The organism is Candidatus Nitrosocosmicus franklandus, from assembly GCF_900696045.1.
GTDB classification, from domain to species: Archaea; Thermoproteota; Nitrososphaeria; order Nitrososphaerales; family Nitrososphaeraceae; genus Nitrosocosmicus; species Nitrosocosmicus franklandus_A.
In genome coordinates this window covers 1,765,813-1,782,348 of sequence record NZ_LR216287.1, presented here as the reverse complement: position 1 = coordinate 1,782,348, position 16,536 = coordinate 1,765,813, and the positions used below count along the sequence as shown (strand labels likewise).

18 protein-coding genes and 2 pseudogenes are annotated in these 16,536 nt (G+C 32.5%); 6 read left to right on the top strand and 14 right to left on the bottom strand.

Annotated features, from left to right (window positions below; genetic code table 11):
• Positions 1-86 precede the first annotated feature (86 nt).
• The 3 genes from NFRAN_RS13830 to NFRAN_RS08435 form a co-directional block, all read right to left on the bottom strand.
• On the bottom strand, positions 87-254 hold the full coding sequence (locus NFRAN_RS13830) for a hypothetical protein (RefSeq protein WP_172602224.1): 168 nt from the start codon (positions 252-254) through the stop codon (positions 87-89).
• A 149-nt stretch (positions 255-403) separates the two neighbouring features.
• Positions 404-1,009 (bottom strand): DDE-type integrase/transposase/recombinase, encoded by a 606-nt coding sequence (locus NFRAN_RS08440; protein ID WP_134483188.1) that lies wholly within the window; start codon positions 1,007-1,009, stop codon positions 404-406.
• 18 nt (positions 1,010-1,027) lie between these two features.
• Complete coding sequence (locus tag NFRAN_RS08435; protein ID WP_134484574.1) at positions 1,028-2,101, bottom strand: NAD(P)-binding domain-containing protein; 1,074 nt, start codon at positions 2,099-2,101, stop codon at positions 1,028-1,030.
• Positions 2,102-3,077: 976 nt separating this feature from the next.
• Here NFRAN_RS08435 and NFRAN_RS08430 point away from each other — a divergent pair.
• On the top strand, positions 3,078-3,653 hold the full coding sequence (locus NFRAN_RS08430; RefSeq protein WP_134484573.1) for a hypothetical protein: 576 nt from the start codon (positions 3,078-3,080) through the stop codon (positions 3,651-3,653).
• Between the two features lie 438 nt (positions 3,654-4,091).
• Here NFRAN_RS08430 and NFRAN_RS08425 read toward each other — a convergent pair whose 3' ends face one another.
• Entirely contained in the window at positions 4,092-4,274 is a 183-nt protein-coding gene (locus tag NFRAN_RS08425) for a hypothetical protein (protein ID WP_134484572.1), read from the bottom strand.
• A gap of 196 nt (positions 4,275-4,470) precedes the next feature.
• Between NFRAN_RS08425 and NFRAN_RS08420 the strand changes: the two genes are divergently transcribed.
• Positions 4,471-5,037 (top strand): DUF892 family protein, encoded by a 567-nt coding sequence (locus NFRAN_RS08420; RefSeq protein WP_134484571.1) that lies wholly within the window; start codon positions 4,471-4,473, stop codon positions 5,035-5,037.
• Positions 5,038-5,357: 320 nt separating this feature from the next.
• On the opposite strand, the gene NFRAN_RS08415 is transcribed toward NFRAN_RS08420, so the two are convergent.
• The 4 genes and pseudogenes from NFRAN_RS08415 to NFRAN_RS08400 form a co-directional block, all read right to left on the bottom strand.
• The gene (locus tag NFRAN_RS08415) at positions 5,358-6,056 is read right to left on the bottom strand and encodes a hypothetical protein (protein WP_134484570.1); all 699 of its coding nucleotides are present in this window, start codon (positions 6,054-6,056) and stop codon (positions 5,358-5,360) included.
• A 473-nt stretch (positions 6,057-6,529) separates the two neighbouring features.
• Positions 6,530-6,811, bottom strand: coding sequence for a SemiSWEET family sugar transporter (locus NFRAN_RS08410; RefSeq protein ID WP_134484569.1), 282 nt, complete (start codon positions 6,809-6,811; stop codon positions 6,530-6,532).
• Between the two features lie 436 nt (positions 6,812-7,247).
• The gene (locus NFRAN_RS08405; protein ID WP_134484568.1) at positions 7,248-7,667 is read right to left on the bottom strand and encodes a hypothetical protein; all 420 of its coding nucleotides are present in this window, start codon (positions 7,665-7,667) and stop codon (positions 7,248-7,250) included.
• Between the two features lie 369 nt (positions 7,668-8,036).
• Positions 8,037-8,225 (bottom strand): annotated as a pseudogene (locus tag NFRAN_RS08400) (NUDIX hydrolase); the annotation flags it as partial.
• 368 nt (positions 8,226-8,593) lie between these two features.
• Here NFRAN_RS08400 and NFRAN_RS08395 point away from each other — a divergent pair.
• The 3 genes from NFRAN_RS08395 to NFRAN_RS08390 all read left to right on the top strand — a co-directional run bounded on the left by NFRAN_RS08395 (position 8,594) and on the right by NFRAN_RS08390 (position 10,156).
• The gene (locus NFRAN_RS08395; protein WP_134484566.1) at positions 8,594-9,097 is read left to right on the top strand and encodes a hypothetical protein; all 504 of its coding nucleotides are present in this window, start codon (positions 8,594-8,596) and stop codon (positions 9,095-9,097) included.
• 432 nt (positions 9,098-9,529) lie between these two features.
• On the top strand, positions 9,530-9,661 hold the full coding sequence (locus tag NFRAN_RS14360; protein ID WP_269472320.1) for a hypothetical protein: 132 nt from the start codon (positions 9,530-9,532) through the stop codon (positions 9,659-9,661).
• A 105-nt stretch (positions 9,662-9,766) separates the two neighbouring features.
• Positions 9,767-10,156, top strand: a complete 390-nt coding sequence (locus NFRAN_RS08390) for a methionine-R-sulfoxide reductase (protein WP_134484565.1) — start codon at positions 9,767-9,769, stop codon at positions 10,154-10,156.
• A 170-nt stretch (positions 10,157-10,326) separates the two neighbouring features.
• Here NFRAN_RS08390 and NFRAN_RS08385 read toward each other — a convergent pair whose 3' ends face one another.
• From NFRAN_RS08385 to NFRAN_RS08355, 6 genes and pseudogenes are all read right to left on the bottom strand, one after another.
• Positions 10,327-10,872 carry a dihydrofolate reductase family protein gene (locus NFRAN_RS08385; RefSeq protein WP_134484564.1) on the bottom strand — a complete coding sequence of 182 codons (546 nt, stop codon included), beginning with the start codon at positions 10,870-10,872 and terminating at the stop codon, positions 10,327-10,329.
• A gap of 395 nt (positions 10,873-11,267) precedes the next feature.
• Positions 11,268-11,927, bottom strand: a pseudogene (locus NFRAN_RS14465) (polyphosphate kinase).
• 818 nt (positions 11,928-12,745) lie between these two features.
• Positions 12,746-13,072, bottom strand: coding sequence for a hypothetical protein (locus NFRAN_RS08370; protein ID WP_134484563.1), 327 nt, complete (start codon positions 13,070-13,072; stop codon positions 12,746-12,748).
• 294 nt (positions 13,073-13,366) lie between these two features.
• The gene (locus NFRAN_RS08365) at positions 13,367-14,134 is read right to left on the bottom strand and encodes a hypothetical protein (protein WP_172602223.1); all 768 of its coding nucleotides are present in this window, start codon (positions 14,132-14,134) and stop codon (positions 13,367-13,369) included.
• 150 nt (positions 14,135-14,284) lie between these two features.
• Positions 14,285-14,572 (bottom strand): hypothetical protein, encoded by a 288-nt coding sequence (locus NFRAN_RS08360; RefSeq protein WP_134484561.1) that lies wholly within the window; start codon positions 14,570-14,572, stop codon positions 14,285-14,287.
• A 363-nt stretch (positions 14,573-14,935) separates the two neighbouring features.
• Positions 14,936-15,139: a hypothetical protein gene (locus tag NFRAN_RS08355; protein ID WP_134484560.1), complete on the bottom strand. Its 204-nt coding sequence runs from the start codon at positions 15,137-15,139 to the stop codon at positions 14,936-14,938.
• A gap of 259 nt (positions 15,140-15,398) precedes the next feature.
• Between NFRAN_RS08355 and NFRAN_RS08350 the strand changes: the two genes are divergently transcribed.
• On the top strand, positions 15,399-16,364 hold the full coding sequence (locus NFRAN_RS08350; protein ID WP_134484559.1) for an SPL family radical SAM protein: 966 nt from the start codon (positions 15,399-15,401) through the stop codon (positions 16,362-16,364).
• Positions 16,365-16,536 lie beyond the last annotated feature (172 nt).

Sequence of the window (16,536 nt, the reverse complement as noted above, 5' to 3'; positions counted from 1 at the left end):
AATATAATTAAGTCCCTATTTCCTATTTATGGATACATATCCTTAAATAGGTACTATAGAAACCAAGAAGTCCACTACCAAAAAAACTATACATTTATGACTTTTGACAAGGCTGGATTGATCGTCAGATCAGAGTCAATGAATTCCAAGCCTACTGGAGCTATGACGAGTATTCCAAAAAGAAACCGTAGTAAAAGTACTATTACAATAATTGCAACTATAACTAAAATAATTGTCCAAAGTGTTCCAAGCATGTCTATATAATGTATATCAATAATTGTTTATATATATGCACTATAATTTATGACAATGATTCGTATGATAACAAAACTATGAAAAAGTGACAGAAATATGACTATTACACACAACCATTAAAAGATTTAGAATGTTTTTTCGGCTCTGTTCAGTTAACATGTTTTATTTCATTGTTATGATAGTCTACAAAGAGCCGCAGCCAATTCCGTACATGCTTTAACTTGCAGTTCTTTATTCTACAAGGAAAATAGTCATCGAAACTTTCGGTTCTATCCTTGATATATTGCATCGTTCTTTCGATTACACTTTTCTCGTAAGAGGAATGAATATGGTGATCGAGTTTGAGAAACTGACAAGCCATGGGATACCAAGTCCCACCATCTGTAGAAACTGGGTGCTTTCCATGAACTTTGATCAAATTAGAAAGATATCTTTCTGCAACAAACATGTTTCTCTCTTTGGATATAGAAAGTGCGAGGATCTGTCTGTTTGCAGGCTCTATCGCCACCCAAAGCCAGATGTATTCTGACCCTACCTTCAACATTGTCTCGTCTACAATATATTCTAGAATTCTTCTTCTTGATGCTTTCAATTTTTGAGGCCTGTATTTTTGAATCCAATTCCAGATGGAGACATGGTTTCTTTTATACATCTGAGACAATCTTTCCGAGGCTTTTCTTAAAGATAAACCTGAAAAGTACAAATGTAAGCCATAATACACATACCTTGAAGGTGTTCTGTTTCTGCTAATCATAAAAGAAATAGGACATCTTCAAGCTATAGGTTTATCGTTAAATGAACAGAGCCGTTTTTTCTCATCTAATTGAGCTCTATACGCTCGGTAGTCTTCATCTATCTCCATTGCTGCTTGTAAAATCTTGCTCTTTATTGTGTTTGATGAATTGATAAACATCTTTGTATCTTTGGGTAGGCAGTGACCTCCTATTCCATCTCTTGGTTCTAGTATCTCAACATTCCATTTGGTGTTAAGAGATTCCCTCAACTCTGGAAAGCTTATGCCATTTGATTTACAGTAAAGATACAGTTCTTCTGCAAATGCTATCTGAAGGTATCTATGTGCGTTTTCAATTATTTTTGTTAATTCAGCTACTTCAACTGAAGATACTGGATGCATTGGTATACCTAGGCTTCTTTTTTTGTTTAATTTAGTAGTAATAGAGCTTGAAGTTTTTGTTTTGCTTTTTGCTTCCAAAGTTGTTGCTACTGACAAAGAGTTGTCTACCATTGTGGAGGAGGATGGTGATGAGGATGGTGATGAAGATGCATTTGGCATCATTGTTACTGCTTTATCTTCTTTGTCGAGTAGTCTTCCATCATAAAAGTTGAGTCCATGTTGCAGACAACATCTACTAACACCACCTATTATTCGCAGCTGATTGACACCGTGAATGTCTTCTTCTAATGCATACCACCTGTGAGGTGCATGTACTACGTGAAGTCTGTGATCTAATTTCTCAAATACTCTTTTTGATGTGCCTTTTGGAATTGTACTTTCAATTGATATGAGTGCACCGGTCTTTGCTTCCCTTGATATCTTTTCTACAACTGACATTAATCCCTCTACTTGGGGTGAGAACATGTCATCTGGTCTGTGTGTAGAAACACAGATAATAAGTACGTCAAAGTCACCAAAGTTTGTAGCAGGTTTTATCCCATATTTTGATTCAGCTGACTGCATGGCTTTTTGATTAATATCGTAACCATAGGTATCAAATCCATGTTCTTTAACATATTTTGCAACTGGAAGACCAAGTTGACCAAGGCCAACAACAATAAGTTTTTGTACTGGAAAAAATTCCAATTCTTTGCTAAAATATTCTAACACAGTATGATCGTTTAGACATAATAGTTCTTATACTAGTACTCTTGCATAATTTCTAGAATTTATTGCTTTTAGATCAAGTGGTGTAAGAGAATAAACCTAGGAATAGTATCAGATAAATTTCTTGTATTAATTTAGAAAGATGCTTTTAAGTCGATAGGGTACAATACCAGTTTTTGATAATCCTGTAATCAATCCCTTTGACCTCTACAAACAACTTTTTATGAAGGGTTGCATTACTACAATAACTTAAGTTATATTGATATCATATAATAGTTACGCATTCGAATCATAACGAGTTGATTTGTAATCTAATTCGAAACTAGAAACATCCGAGTATCCATGTATGATTTTGGCATGGTTATAATATTCAAAATAAATGACAGTTTCCAGATGTGGGCGAACTAACTAGATTAACTAGATTGTTTATCAATATTGCTTTTGAAACCGTTGCCATTTCATATCATCTTCTTGGTTTGTAATTTCTTTTCACGACCTATACTGTAATTGATTTCTTCCAGTTTGAATTCCATGCATTTTTTTATTAAAAACTATTGTAGTTTTCGAATATGCGTATGGCTATATTTTGGCCGACAAATTGATAAGGACCAAAAAATGCAACATGTATGTTTTTTATCTAAAGTAGATACTTTTATACACATAATAATAAACAATTATTTCATCACACTTTAACTATGGTATACTAAAGTTCAAACAGTGGTGATAGAACCGATAAAAAATTCTTCTCTATGTGTTGTTTGGGTTTGACATAACCTGAGCTTCTTAGTTTACATACATTCGAGTGTATGTAATGATTTGGATATTTTGATTCACTACCGTATAGTAAGGTCATGGATTCGGTTTATGTTTTGATCATCCAGATTATAATCAATCGACCCTAGAAAAATCATTACATAATTAATTTGTATCATTGATTCTGTTTATTACGTATTTAACCAATAAAGCCTACAAACCGATAATGATACATAACTTTATTATTGTCTGTGTCTTCGCAGTATTTGCCATATCGGCTTATGGTGCGCTAGCACATGCTCAGAATCAGACACAGAATCAATCTATGGCAACTGTTACCGACAAACCACAAACTATTATAGCTAACCAGACAACCATTCCAGCACAACAAACTATAGTAACTGTTAATCAAACTAGTGAACCAATTGGAAATCAGTCACAATTACAACCACTACAAAATCAGACAATTACCTCTCAAACTGGTAACCTATCCAATATAGAAAATAAGACCATGATACAAGCAACAGGACCTGCTACAACAATAATTGCAAACAAGACCACTATCCCATTTAATCAAACTACAATTGACACTAGTAATATTACTGATTCCCAATCACAATCAGCAAATCAACAGCAACCTCAACAATTGCAACAGCAAAATCAAACAGAACAAACCGCTTCTTCCCAAGGATCCAATCAAACAGGTTCATCAGATCAATCACAATCAAAGCAGCAAAATCAAACAAATGGACCATTAGAACAGATTGGTGAATCAGTTAACAAGTTAATAGGAGGGGGATAATGACCAATGCCTTAACACCAAGTAGATAATCCTCAAATCACATACTATAGTTTAATTCTCTATATTATTATCCCTTTGTTTTGTTAGCCACATCGTACTTTGATATGGTAAAAGATACAAAATAATGAAAACCCATTCTAGAGTACATATATTGAATTTTTTCACACACAAGTTCATCAAAATAGTATGTATAACCATAATAAGACTTCAATACTTTCACAAATTCTCGACAAATAAATAAGGGATAAAATTTACGAATTCTGTATCCTAGTATCCCATGTTAAAAAATGATGAAATTTAACAAGTATATAGATTACAATCGATTAATAATAATCGTGATAAATTGATAAAATTCAATTGTAATGTCTCTTTTTTTATCAAAAACTATTGATCCATTGCAGAAATAGTTTATTGTGATTAGAAAGAAAGTGAAGCTATCTATTTATTATTCCATAATAATTCCTCTACTCTATACGTGGCAATATAACCGCAGTGAGAACATTTTTCCTCCGTATTCTCACCAGTTGAGTGTTTAGTCTTGAGATAGTCTTCCTCTGCATATGCATTACCCTGTATATGAAAATCTCTTCCACACTTTTTACACTTTGCAACTGCATTCATAATAACAATTAATTAAAGTAGAAAACATTAAATAATTAATAGTATTTGATTATATGTATTCTATCAAAAACTTGATTAAAAAGTTATGAACTCAATTGATTCTATCTCAATACAATCAAACCTCTGATTATTTATATCATTAAACAAGCTTCAGAAACTACTGTCAGTTAAATTAGATGTTATTACTTGTATCTTTATGGCACAAAGTGATATCGATCTTAAATTTGTAGAGTTTGTAAATGAAGCATATGCAGCTGAAAATGCCGCTATAGATAGAATAAATTCAAGAATTGAAGAGACGCCATTTCCAGAACTACGTCAAAGACTAGAACAACATTTGCAAGAAACAACAAGTCAACAAAACAGATTAAGTCAGATCATATTTAAGCTTGGAGGGGAGCCAACAGATACTAAGGCACATTTACCAGAGCTTAAACCTTCGATGACCACAATGTTAAAGAGAACCGTGGAAGATACTGTCAAATCGCTAACAGAAGATAATAATAAGACAAATACATTACCAGAAGAATGGGAGCTTCTCCGAATAAAACAAGATATAGGGATTGAAAGCTCAGAAATAATTACTTATAAAACTCTGATAGAAGTTGCTCAAAGAACTCCGGGTATTGACGTGGATTTTATTGTTCCTCTATTAAAGCACAATTTGGATGAAGAGGTTGATATGCAGAATTGGTGTATGAACTCCTTACCCATGGCAGTGGATAAATTATTGCCCACCATTATTTCTGCAGTTAGTAAATAAGTTTAGTTATGGGATTAGTGGCGCTCTAACTATTGATCTTTTGTAACCGCATATTTTTAATCAGAATTCAAACATTATAGTAAATTTATTGTAGCTACTACTATTTGTGAATCATTGAAGATATAGATAGACAATCGCTATTCCTTTTTTCTTCAAAAAAAGGATCACTAATTTATCATATCAACCATATTATAGACTAGTGTCGCAATGTATTCTTAATTACTCGAACTATTTTGGTGGACTTCACCTATTGTTAGCATCAAATATAATAGCACTCTAGGTTCGGTTCTACCATTGATTTATCTTGACTTTCGTGTTATCTATTTCAAATATTCTTCTATATCCCTTAGAAAGGACCATTCTTTTCGTACATCTACAGCGTCACGTTTCTTCCCTATTTTATAAAGAATCCTCATCATCTCGTTTTTCTTTTTAGCAAGATAACTCGGTACATGAAGTGCAATCATGAAACCTTTTGTAGCAAACAATTTTTTCCATTCGATTGGATATGTTATATGAACGGGTGTAAAATCTAATGGTAAGATCTCATGAGGAGATCTGTTTTGCTTATCCTTTTTTTTCCACAAGTATCCTACATAACCTGGACTTCTCTGATATGGGTCTTGTTTTTTGGGAGGGATTAAATTATCCATTATAGAGGGGTCATGTGTTCTTCCCACTATCAAAAAGGTGGTACCTCCATATCGTTTGGTATACTCCATTCTCCTTTCAGTCTCCTTTGGATTTGGTTGCTTTTTATTGAAGAAACCTGCAATATGTACCTGAATAATGGTGCTTTCAGGTTTATACCCAAAAAGTTCCAGGTATTTATGAAATTCAATCCTTCTTAGAGAAGCATCTACTTGTAGTGAGACTAAATCATTCGGATTTTGTTGTAATAATTTATGCCTAATATTAGCCTGATATTTCTTAGGTAACTGAGTATTAGCTATGATCTTTTCCACATTTCTTGCTTTTTCATTCTTCTTTTCTGCATCGAGATTTCCATCTTTATTCATCTAGTCATCAGTTACTATCCTTAATACATTGAAAACCTCATCTTTTGGCAATTCAAAGGCCGTTAAACACCCATTCATTTTCCTATTTTTATACACAATAGTTAAAAAGGAGTGATCAACCTTTAGTTTTTTAATATATGAACATAATCATCATCAAAAGATTCATGTGATCTAACAATTATAACTAGTATTTTAAGCATGTATTGATTCATAAAAAATGGTACTTGTCATGAATACCAAAGCCAAATCAATGAACATATCTATCGAATACCGAAGATTGAACTGAGTGATATTCGTATCGAATAATACAATCGGAGCACTGAAGATATCGCTACTGTATTGAGTTATGCAATAACTTGAAACAATGTAATTAAGTCATCGCTGTGACGGCTCACACCAAGGTATGAAGAATAGTAATAATAATAATGAAAAAAACCAGAGGTATAATCGAGTTGAAGTTTGTCATAATTCACTCATTCTTCCTTCAAAGGCTCTCTGGAGTATCTTACTTTTAGGAGTAACATGAATATGTTTAAAGACATTCCAATTAAGTTACCAATCACTATGACAATATCCGATCGTCCTATTCCATACATAACCCACAAAAATAGTCCCCCTATCAACACTAAAAGAAAACGAATTGAAACATCCTCCGTATCCTTTGTTTTTAACGCTTTGCTTATCTGAGGAAGTGTACTGGCAACTGTAAAAGCAGTTGCCAAAAGTCCGATAAAGGTAATAAGTATATCGCTCATTCGATTTAGAGTATATATTCTATCTTTTATTGAGTATATGTTTCAACATATCTGCAATCCCTTATGTAAGAAATAATAGTTTTAGAACAAAGATGTTGTCCTCGGAACTACTTTTGTTATTCCATTTATGATGATTACGATGATACCACAAATATAGAAATGAAAAATGATAGCCAATAAATGATAATATAGCCTACATTGCAAGGGATGATTCATTCTGAGTCAGTGACAATTAATTATATTGATTTATAAATTTACCTAGAAGACAAAGGCAAAAAAATCAAATTCATAGAAACATATATTTTGCATTTTTGAATTATCCGAACCCCGAAATTTATTCAGTTTGTATTATGATTTCATAAAAAATTTTAATTTTGAAAAATCACCTGATCAGTTTGAACCGACAAAGAGAGAGCTATTCACCTAAAAGAAAAGGTTACGCCTTGCCTCCTGGCGGACCAGAGATTTTATCTTCTTCGGTTCTTTCCATCCGGGGTCCGATAGAAGCCCGCCCACCTCCAGCCCTAGAGCCTTTTATGAAATCAACATCTTCCATATTACTCAGATAACTGAGCGTATCAAAGTTAACCCTATGTTCCAGGGCAGCGTGACCCCCATACTTTTCATCTCTATGGAAGGCTGGCAGAACACCAAAGTCTCGCAAGATTGATTCTCTGAATCTATCTTCATCAAATCCTTCTCTCAATTTAATTTGGAGATTATATCCTGGAAACTCATCTTCCTTCAGCTCACCCAATAACTCAACGATTAAATTCTTATCAACTTTAGGGAAACAAACTTCCATGGCTTCTTGAAATTCGCGGTATTTGTTTTTTAGATTATTGATACAGTCCATATAATGGAACATAATAATAATAGTATAAATAATCAAACCTTTTTGAAATAGACAATAGTAATATTAACAACTATTCAGACATGATCAGACGAGTCATTAATTTAGGTTAAATTAGTTATTAGTTTAATTGTCTTTTTAAGCAAGATAGAAAGTCAATAGTTTTATCTGTAGCAATAGTATATGCTGACCTTCGTTTGGTAAAGACGTTTTGAGGACTAAAAGGTTTGTCTAGACCCTTTCCACACTTTATAATCTCTCAAAATTTGGTTATGATCAAATCCCAAATCTTCCTGTTTAATCGCTTTTAAATCTACCTACCGTCATGCCGTAATATTGCCATCACCTGTTTTTGGATCCCTGTTGATACTTTTAGGTGATACTTTTCCAATAAATATTGTGGACACAATGTGACCTCTTGGGTATTAGGATTGGAATAAACACCCAATATATTATCCAAGTAGATACATCCAAATATGTTTCTTCCTTTACTTCTCGCATAACTGCTTCTTTTATTGTTTCACCCATCCTTACGAATCCTCCTGACAGTACCATCTTACCTGTGAAAGGTTCATTGACCTTTCAATAAATAACACCAAAGAATCATTATCAATCATAGTATCAACATCTGGAATAGGATTCTTATGTTCATTTTGACCAGACATTTTAAAAAGAGGGTAACAAAGAACTCAAGCATGTATACATACTGTTCGAATCATAATAGAGCTTTTTTTGATTCACTATATTATAAAATCCCTACGAATTAAAAGGAACCAAATAATCATGAAAATTGTATCGATCTCAAAAGATTTATGAAAAATTGTAAAGTATCGGAACTTTGGAAAATCAAACGTTAATAAAACTACTTATTACCAATCATAGTACTCATTTTCCATTCTATTTAAAGGATGTTATACAATATTCATATTATGAGTATAAATATAGATTGGAAGGACGTGGTAAAAAAGGAGGCAAAAGGAAATAATGATTTTGATCTCGGAGAAGTGCAAGAGGTTTCAAATGGGCTAATCCTGACTCAGAGAGGAGTAGGAAACAAGGAAATTTTCAGCATTCCACAGTATAAGGTTGAAAGTTATGACGGAAAAACGTTAAGATTTGCAATTGCAGGGGAGGAAGCATTAAACAAATTTATGAAAAGATTTGATGCAAACTCATCTCAAAAACTAACAAGAGAAGAAATCGATTGGAAGGACGTGGTAAAAAAGGAGGCAAAAGGAAATAATGATTTTGATCTCGGAGAAGTGCAAGAGGTTTCAAATGGGCTAATCCTGACTCAGAGAGGAGTAGGAAACAAGGAAATTTTCAGCATTCCACAGTATAAGGTTGAAAGTTATGACGGAAAAACGTTAAGATTTGCAATTGCAGGGGAGGAAGCATTAAACAAATTTATGAAAAGATTTAAAGCAACTTAGATAAGATAGGAAAACTGATATTTCTATTAAATTGTTCCTCCTTTCCTTTACAAATGTGAAGAGGATAAAACAATATTAAACTATAGACATTTCTTTTGTTTGTATAACCACAGTTTTAAGCATTTTTTAGCACAATTCATTTTAATTTTGCATGATCTACAAATAATCACACTATAAAAACTATAAACGCTCAGTAACAACATGACCAACTATTATTCTGATATAATAGAGTGTCTGTTATCTTGGACTCGCGAGCTGCAAAGTTGCAAAGGCGATTCCAAGTGTATATAACAGTGTGGCAATAATTTAAGAAGAAGAATAGATGCAATACTCCCATCATCTACACAATCGGAATTTGATAATGATAGAATTAGTTATATTTTTTCCACGATATTTTTCTTATCTAATAGGCTAAACAAATCGTTAATAGGATTGTCCGAAACTGACAAAGCCATTACCAACCTAGTATCTGAAGTCCAAGGAACTATACAGGATAAACGTAACAATCAAGAAAGACTAGCATTTGAAAACACCCTAAACAAGATACTTTCAGACTATTATTAGATACCGTAATAATAATTACAAATAGGAGTAATAGTTGTAGAAGTAGAAGTCAAATATTATGCGAAGGTAGTAGACTTTAAATCAAAATGAGATGTTCATAGATATATGGACTACAATAAACTAACACCCGAAGAGGAGAAAATAATTGTTTACAAGGCAACAGAACCTCCTTTTACCGGCAAGTATGACGATTTTTATGAAGAGGGAATATTTGTTTGTAGAAGATGCAACAATCCCCTTTTTTCATCCAAGAGCAAGTTCGATGCAGGTTGTGGATGGCCTAGCTTTGATGATAGCTTTCCGAATGCACTAGAGCGCGTTCCTGATCCTGACGGAATAAGAACTGAAATTCAATGCAAAAATTGTGGTGGTCATTTAGGACACGAATTTTTAGGAGAACATTTAACGAAAAAAAACACTCGAGAATGCGTCAATTCGCTATCCATATATTTTATTCCGAATGGAAAGGAATTACCAAAAATAATTCACAAGTAATCATATAAACTATAAACCAGTCTTTAATTGTATTTAGGTATATAATAAAACATCAAAGGTGTAGAGGAATCTAATATTTTTATTAGGTCGCAAAAGTCAGAGAGAAAGAGCATAAAAAGACTTCTCGTTTTTTTAATCAACTCAATATGATTTTTGAAAGTGAATCTTCTCTATTTTTTGATCTTGTATTTGCTTTGAACAAACCCAAATTCATATACTGTTGTTTTTAAATGCTGTAAATGCAGATCCTCTGGCAATAATCCACTGAAGGATTTTCCTTTCCCTATAATAATTGGGACTATAGTAACGGTAATTTCGTCGACTAATCCTGCCGATAAAAATTCTCGAATCACTACCCCACCATCCACATATATATGATCAATAGACTTGCCAGATAGTTCTTTAATCAAGTCTATGGGATTTAATGTATTAGAAATTGCTACAGTCTTCTTTAATCTTTCTGGAATTTCAAATCTCTTTGAAGTCAAAACGATCAATTTATTATTCTTATAGGGCCAAGTATCAAAAGCAGCAACCTGTTCAAAAGTTTTCCGTCCCATGACTATCAGATTTACAGTCTCCAAAAAGGCATGAAATCCAAAATCTTCCCCTAGTGTTACATTCTGATTGGCTTTGTCTAGCCAACTTATGTCCCCATCTTCTCTTGCAATAAATCCATCCAAGCTCGTTCCAATGTAAATCGAGACCTTTACCATATGAGAGTTTTAAATATACAAAATAATATATTCACTTGGTTTTATTGACATCCTGAATAACAATAGTAATAGTAATAGTAATATTTTAGGGAATTTCAGTAACAGTAGCACTATCGAGCAAATGATGTATCAGTCCACTCTTTCTATACTGCTCATATGTCATAGGTATTTTATTTTGTAGGTTGTTCAATGTACATAGTGACATCCAGAATTAAGTAGGCAAAAAAATGGTCACATTTGAATTTATCTATCAATCAATTCAAATTGAATTTTTGCGGATCAAGATTTATTTTAGGGTATTGGAGTTTCATTGATTCAAGAGTTTTGAACAAAATTTTTGAAATAGCCCAACTACGAAAATACTTTATGTTTGCAGGAATGATAAACCAAGGCGCCTACCTCACATTTGTATCCTTGAAGATATTCACATAGGCAGTTATATATTTTTGATAGTTCTTGTGACTCATCAAGTCACTTTCAGATCTTTTCCATTGTTTATTTGGATCCTGAATTCTTGATAACAATCTCTTTTTCTGCTCGGCTTTACAAATGTACAAAAATATTTTCAAAAGTTTAATGTTGTTCTCTGTTAGGTATCTTTCAAATTCATTTATCTGTCTATATCTTTGTCTTAGTATCTTTCCATGAACAATGCCGAGTACAATAGGTTTTGTAATATCCTCATAATGCGAACGATTGAAAATACATATCTGTCCTTTTTCAGGAATTGCTTTATGAATTCTCCAAAGTTAATCATGAGACAACTCTTCATCATTTGGGATTTTGAATGACTTTATATAGCAACTTTGTGGATTCAAGGTTTTCATTACATGTCTAACTGTACCATCCTTTCCAGAAGCAGCAATTCCCTGTAGCACTATTAGTAATGATCTTTTATTTTCTGCACATAACTTGTACTGGAGTTCAGAGAAAATATTTGAAATTTCAGTCAGATCCTTTTCAAGAGTTTGTTTGGATGGAGTTACCGAGACATCTAAATCCCAAGAATCTAAATCTAATTTACTATGTTCATGATGAGATGCCCTAGCCGAAATGTAATATAAAGATCCTCCACAATTCAGTGATATGCATAAAATGATTTAAAGTTGTTAACAAATTGAATTCATCTCATGAGGATTGTTATTGTTTCTTCTTATTTAAACCTACTAACCATTTATCAATCTTTATATCAATCTTATCGAAGATATCTAAAAATAATCATTTGGTTTTTGATCTATCTTTACCAGCACTTTGGTAAATCTTACTAATTTCTATCGTCATAATCCTTCTTAGAACAAAACACGGTATGTATAAACAAACATTCATGTAGTTTAATTAATTGTCTCCTCTTTTGTTGCATTGAAAACTCATCAAAAGTAACAAAGTTCAAAACACAAACCTGGACTACAGCATCCATCAGGATTTTTTTGTAAGTAGCATTCAAAAGGTTCATAGAAAACATAATGATACCATACTAAAGGAAAATGGAATGAGAGGGAGAATACCTCAGTGATTGTCATTAAAGACAATAACAACGAGTAGATTTAGAGCTACTGCAAACTCAAAATTTATATTATAACGGGTCCTTTGAAAAACGATTTTAAGGATTTTTGTAATAAGATGTTTTATAATTACATGTAAACGTTTATGGTGACAGAATAACAGGGGTTAACTTTCATTCTACGCTGCTTTATTTAATAAAACGATTATCGATATTTTTGAATATCTAGGTCTAATAATTCCTAAATGAATAGCACTTAGAGTGTATATTTCAAAAGTAAAATTGTATAACTAGATAGGTTATATTCGACATACGAAAAAATTCTAAAAATTAGATATAGTAGGTAAGGTGAGGATAGTGGTTATTAATTTGTCAAATAGTTTTCTGTTCGTCCATGCACTGTGGTAAGTAGCCGTTATGCTTTTCACGATATTCACACAGAAGCTGATCTTTGACCTGCTCTGCGTTTTCTGTAATTAAATAACTAAAACGTTTAGCTTTGCTTATACAAGGATCCGAAAGGGATTCTATCAATGATTGTCTCAAGTTCTTACTACTTCCAATAAATAGTATTTTCATACTTGCATGTACCTTAAATACTCCAGGACTGTCAGCAACAACTGCAGTTTCAATAGTTTGGAGATTAAAATCTAACCATTCAGACCAATTGTTTTCTCCATTCTCTACACCATTTTTCATTATATGTAATTAATTTTCTAAATCAATCTATAAAAAGCATTCAATTAATTGTATCAATGACAATCCTACAAGTAGATAGTCATGGATGAGTAAAGTATCAGAGTTTTCAATTAGGTAGTAGTTTTGTTATTTGTATTTTCTTTAGTGGTACAATAGTGGGGCCAATAGTAAAACTAGTGACGATATGTCCAAAATCAAAATTCTTGCAAATCAACGACAAAGACTACTATTTTTGTAAGCAAGTGTGAAATAAAACAGAATTTATTGGAGGATAAAGATGTTGGTGTCGGATGACTAGACAAACCAAGACGACCAAAAGGCATCGTCATCTGGGGATGAGTCAATCAAATAATCTGGCGGCTTATCTAAAAACGTGTCATTTACTCTAACCATGACTGCTGTCGTGTAATTAAAATTCTCGATATTTCCTATGAGATCGGGATCTATGGTTATTTCAACATTACTGTTAGTCATGTTATGTATTCTTGACAATGGTAATGAGTATATTTTGTTAATATTATCATATATTGCTAGACACCATCCTTTAATTTTGAAATTTGAGTCGATTCCAAAGTGAGGAATTATTATGGTATATATCTGGTTATTATTGTTTAAAGGATCAATATGACTCAATACCCAAAGATATGTTGTTTCATATCTACTGTTCTTATTTGGATCGTCATTCAAACTAATAGTGAAAACCAAATCGTCATTATACATCTTTGTTATCTGAGTGGAGATAATGTCGTAGAATCCATGTAACTGGGGTATTCGAGTCATTTTGTCAAGAACAATCAGTTGAGTATCATGCTTGGGATCTGAAGTGCTTCCAACTATGCCTTTTGTCAACTGTCCTGGATCTATCAGAAATGGAGAATTAGAACCTTGACTAGTACTACTATCAACATCAACATCACTATTAATAATAGTGCATTCAATGTTACATAACATATCAGTTTGTAGGCTTTTATTGTTTGTAATAAAATAAGATATAAATACAGATAATGAAAAGCAAACAATTATGCTTGCAGCAGTTATTAATTGAAGCCCTTTCGTTACCATGACAACAATGGTGCAAAGAAGATCAACATTAATAATTTTTACCAAATTTAACCTGATAACAACTATTTACTGACTGTATAAACAATAAACTTGTAATTATTTGGGATAATAATTGTAATTTATATTTCAAAAATAAAACAAAAAATTGAACTATAGTGCAATGGCCTCTTTTCTTCTATTTTCTAGTTCATTGATCCCTTTATGAGAAATTTGAAAGTTTTCGCCATCAGAAGAGTGAATAAGACTTTGAGAAACTAAATCCTCTATTGCTTGATCAAATAACGGATACATATCAGGATCTACAGAATCCATTAGCTTTCCAATACTAATTGAAGAACCATCGTCTAAAGCATTGTAGGATAACAGTTTATCCAACACAAAACTCTCAACATTATGTAAGGCTCCGTTGTCATCCTCAGAGGTGGATATTTTATCCATGATATTACATGTGTTTTGCGTTTAAATTCTTATCTTTACCTTATGGGTGAAAAAGGCTGGTCTGAGTAAATATAGGCCAAATTTAGATGCTTTTTGATGACGATCAGGAGGCAACAACTCCTTTTTTCATCTGGAAGGAAAAAATTGTTTAGTTAGGTAAATTCTGTTTCAAGGAATTTAGACTATTGGATATATCACAGATATATTTACCGATTAAATTGTCCCGAAGTGTTGAAATTTGTTGTAAACCAAGGTATGATATATTGATTGGCAAAAAGAGAAAGATACCTTGAAAATACTATTGCTCTTGAGGTAATAAAAGGTCAAATAGATTTTTAACAGATCATCATCGTCATAAGCATTTTAATTTGTACTTGACTTTTTTATCTCCCTCAGGATATCGATAATAATATCCAATTTTCTTGATATTTCAGTCAAGTGTTCATTGGTTTTATCAATTCGTTGAGCAGTGATTTGACTGTCTTTTGTAGGAACATCATCAATATCTGGTGCAATATGATTGATAGTATTTGAAATAGATTTCATCAGGTCATCTGGATAGGTCATAAACAAACTAAAGACATATATCCAGTTATATATTAATGCCTTAAAAATGAGTTAGAATTTGAAAAAACACGTACACTTATGTGTTCAGGAATTATAAATGAAACCAATTCATGGTTGTTTTAATTGATGACTAATCTAGATTCGGTGCAGCTTTTGAATAAAAAATGTAAATCATTACTGTTTATATTAACAACCACTGTGTTAAAACATTGTGTTAATATTTAGATGGATTTAACTATTATGCAGTTCATTTAAAGACATGGAGCTATGGTATAACAAAAACTCTGCACCAACATTTGATATAAAGACCAGCAAGAGCATTCTCCACCATTTTATTTTTGGAAATTATAAAGGCCACACTCTGAATGTTTATCAAGGATGTCAGCATCGATGTGGATATTGTTATGCTACGTATGAATGGTCTCCAGAGTTTTATGACAAAATTTACGCAAAAAACAATGCTCCAGAATTGTTGGAAAATGAAATTAAAAACTGGAGATCAGGAACTATCGACCCTGTCATGATATCGTCAGCTACAGATGCATATCAGCCAGCAGAATTAAAGTATGAGCTGACCAGAAAATGTATTAAAGTATTGCAAAAATACAACATACCCTATTATGTATTTACAAAATCGACATTGATTTCCAGGGATTTGGAACTTCATGAAAGGTACAAAAGTAATTGTTTTATTGTTTGGTCAATCACAACTCATGATGAAAGCATACGAAGATGCATAGAACCTGGAACTCCGCCAGCCTCTGCCATGTTTAAAACAATAAAGAACTTTGGAAATAGAGGCATACGAACTGCGGTAAATATTGATCCAATTATTCCTTTAATTACAGACTCTTTAGAAAATATTGACATGATTATAACTAGTTGTAAGACAGCAGGTGTCAAAAATGTGTATGGGGCCTTTTTAAGAATCAGATTTGATATATGGCAAAGAATGAAAAGCATTTTCAAATTGCTAAGCAAAGAATCAGATTTGTTGATTCAGCATTACAAAAAACTGTATAACTTTACAGAACCGATACGGTATAATTATAACTTAAATATAGACAAAAATTATGAGGCCAGGTTTTTACGCATAGTTGATAAAAAGGTTCGCGAAAACGGAATGTCGATTGGTTTTCCTGGTCTTGAAGGTATTAGTTATGACAAGAGAACTAAATTCAAAAATGTCGATAAAAATCAACTTGCACTGACCGACTACATCTAGATAAAGATAGTCGCCTTTCTTCGTATCGATAACTAGAGATAAAATACATGTGCAAACATGCATCCCATATACCGATAAGCAAAATAAGAAATTGTTATAGTATTGTTTTCTCTTGATTTTGCAATTAAAGATTTTGATACTAGTAGTTTTGTTTATTATTTGTCGAAAACAA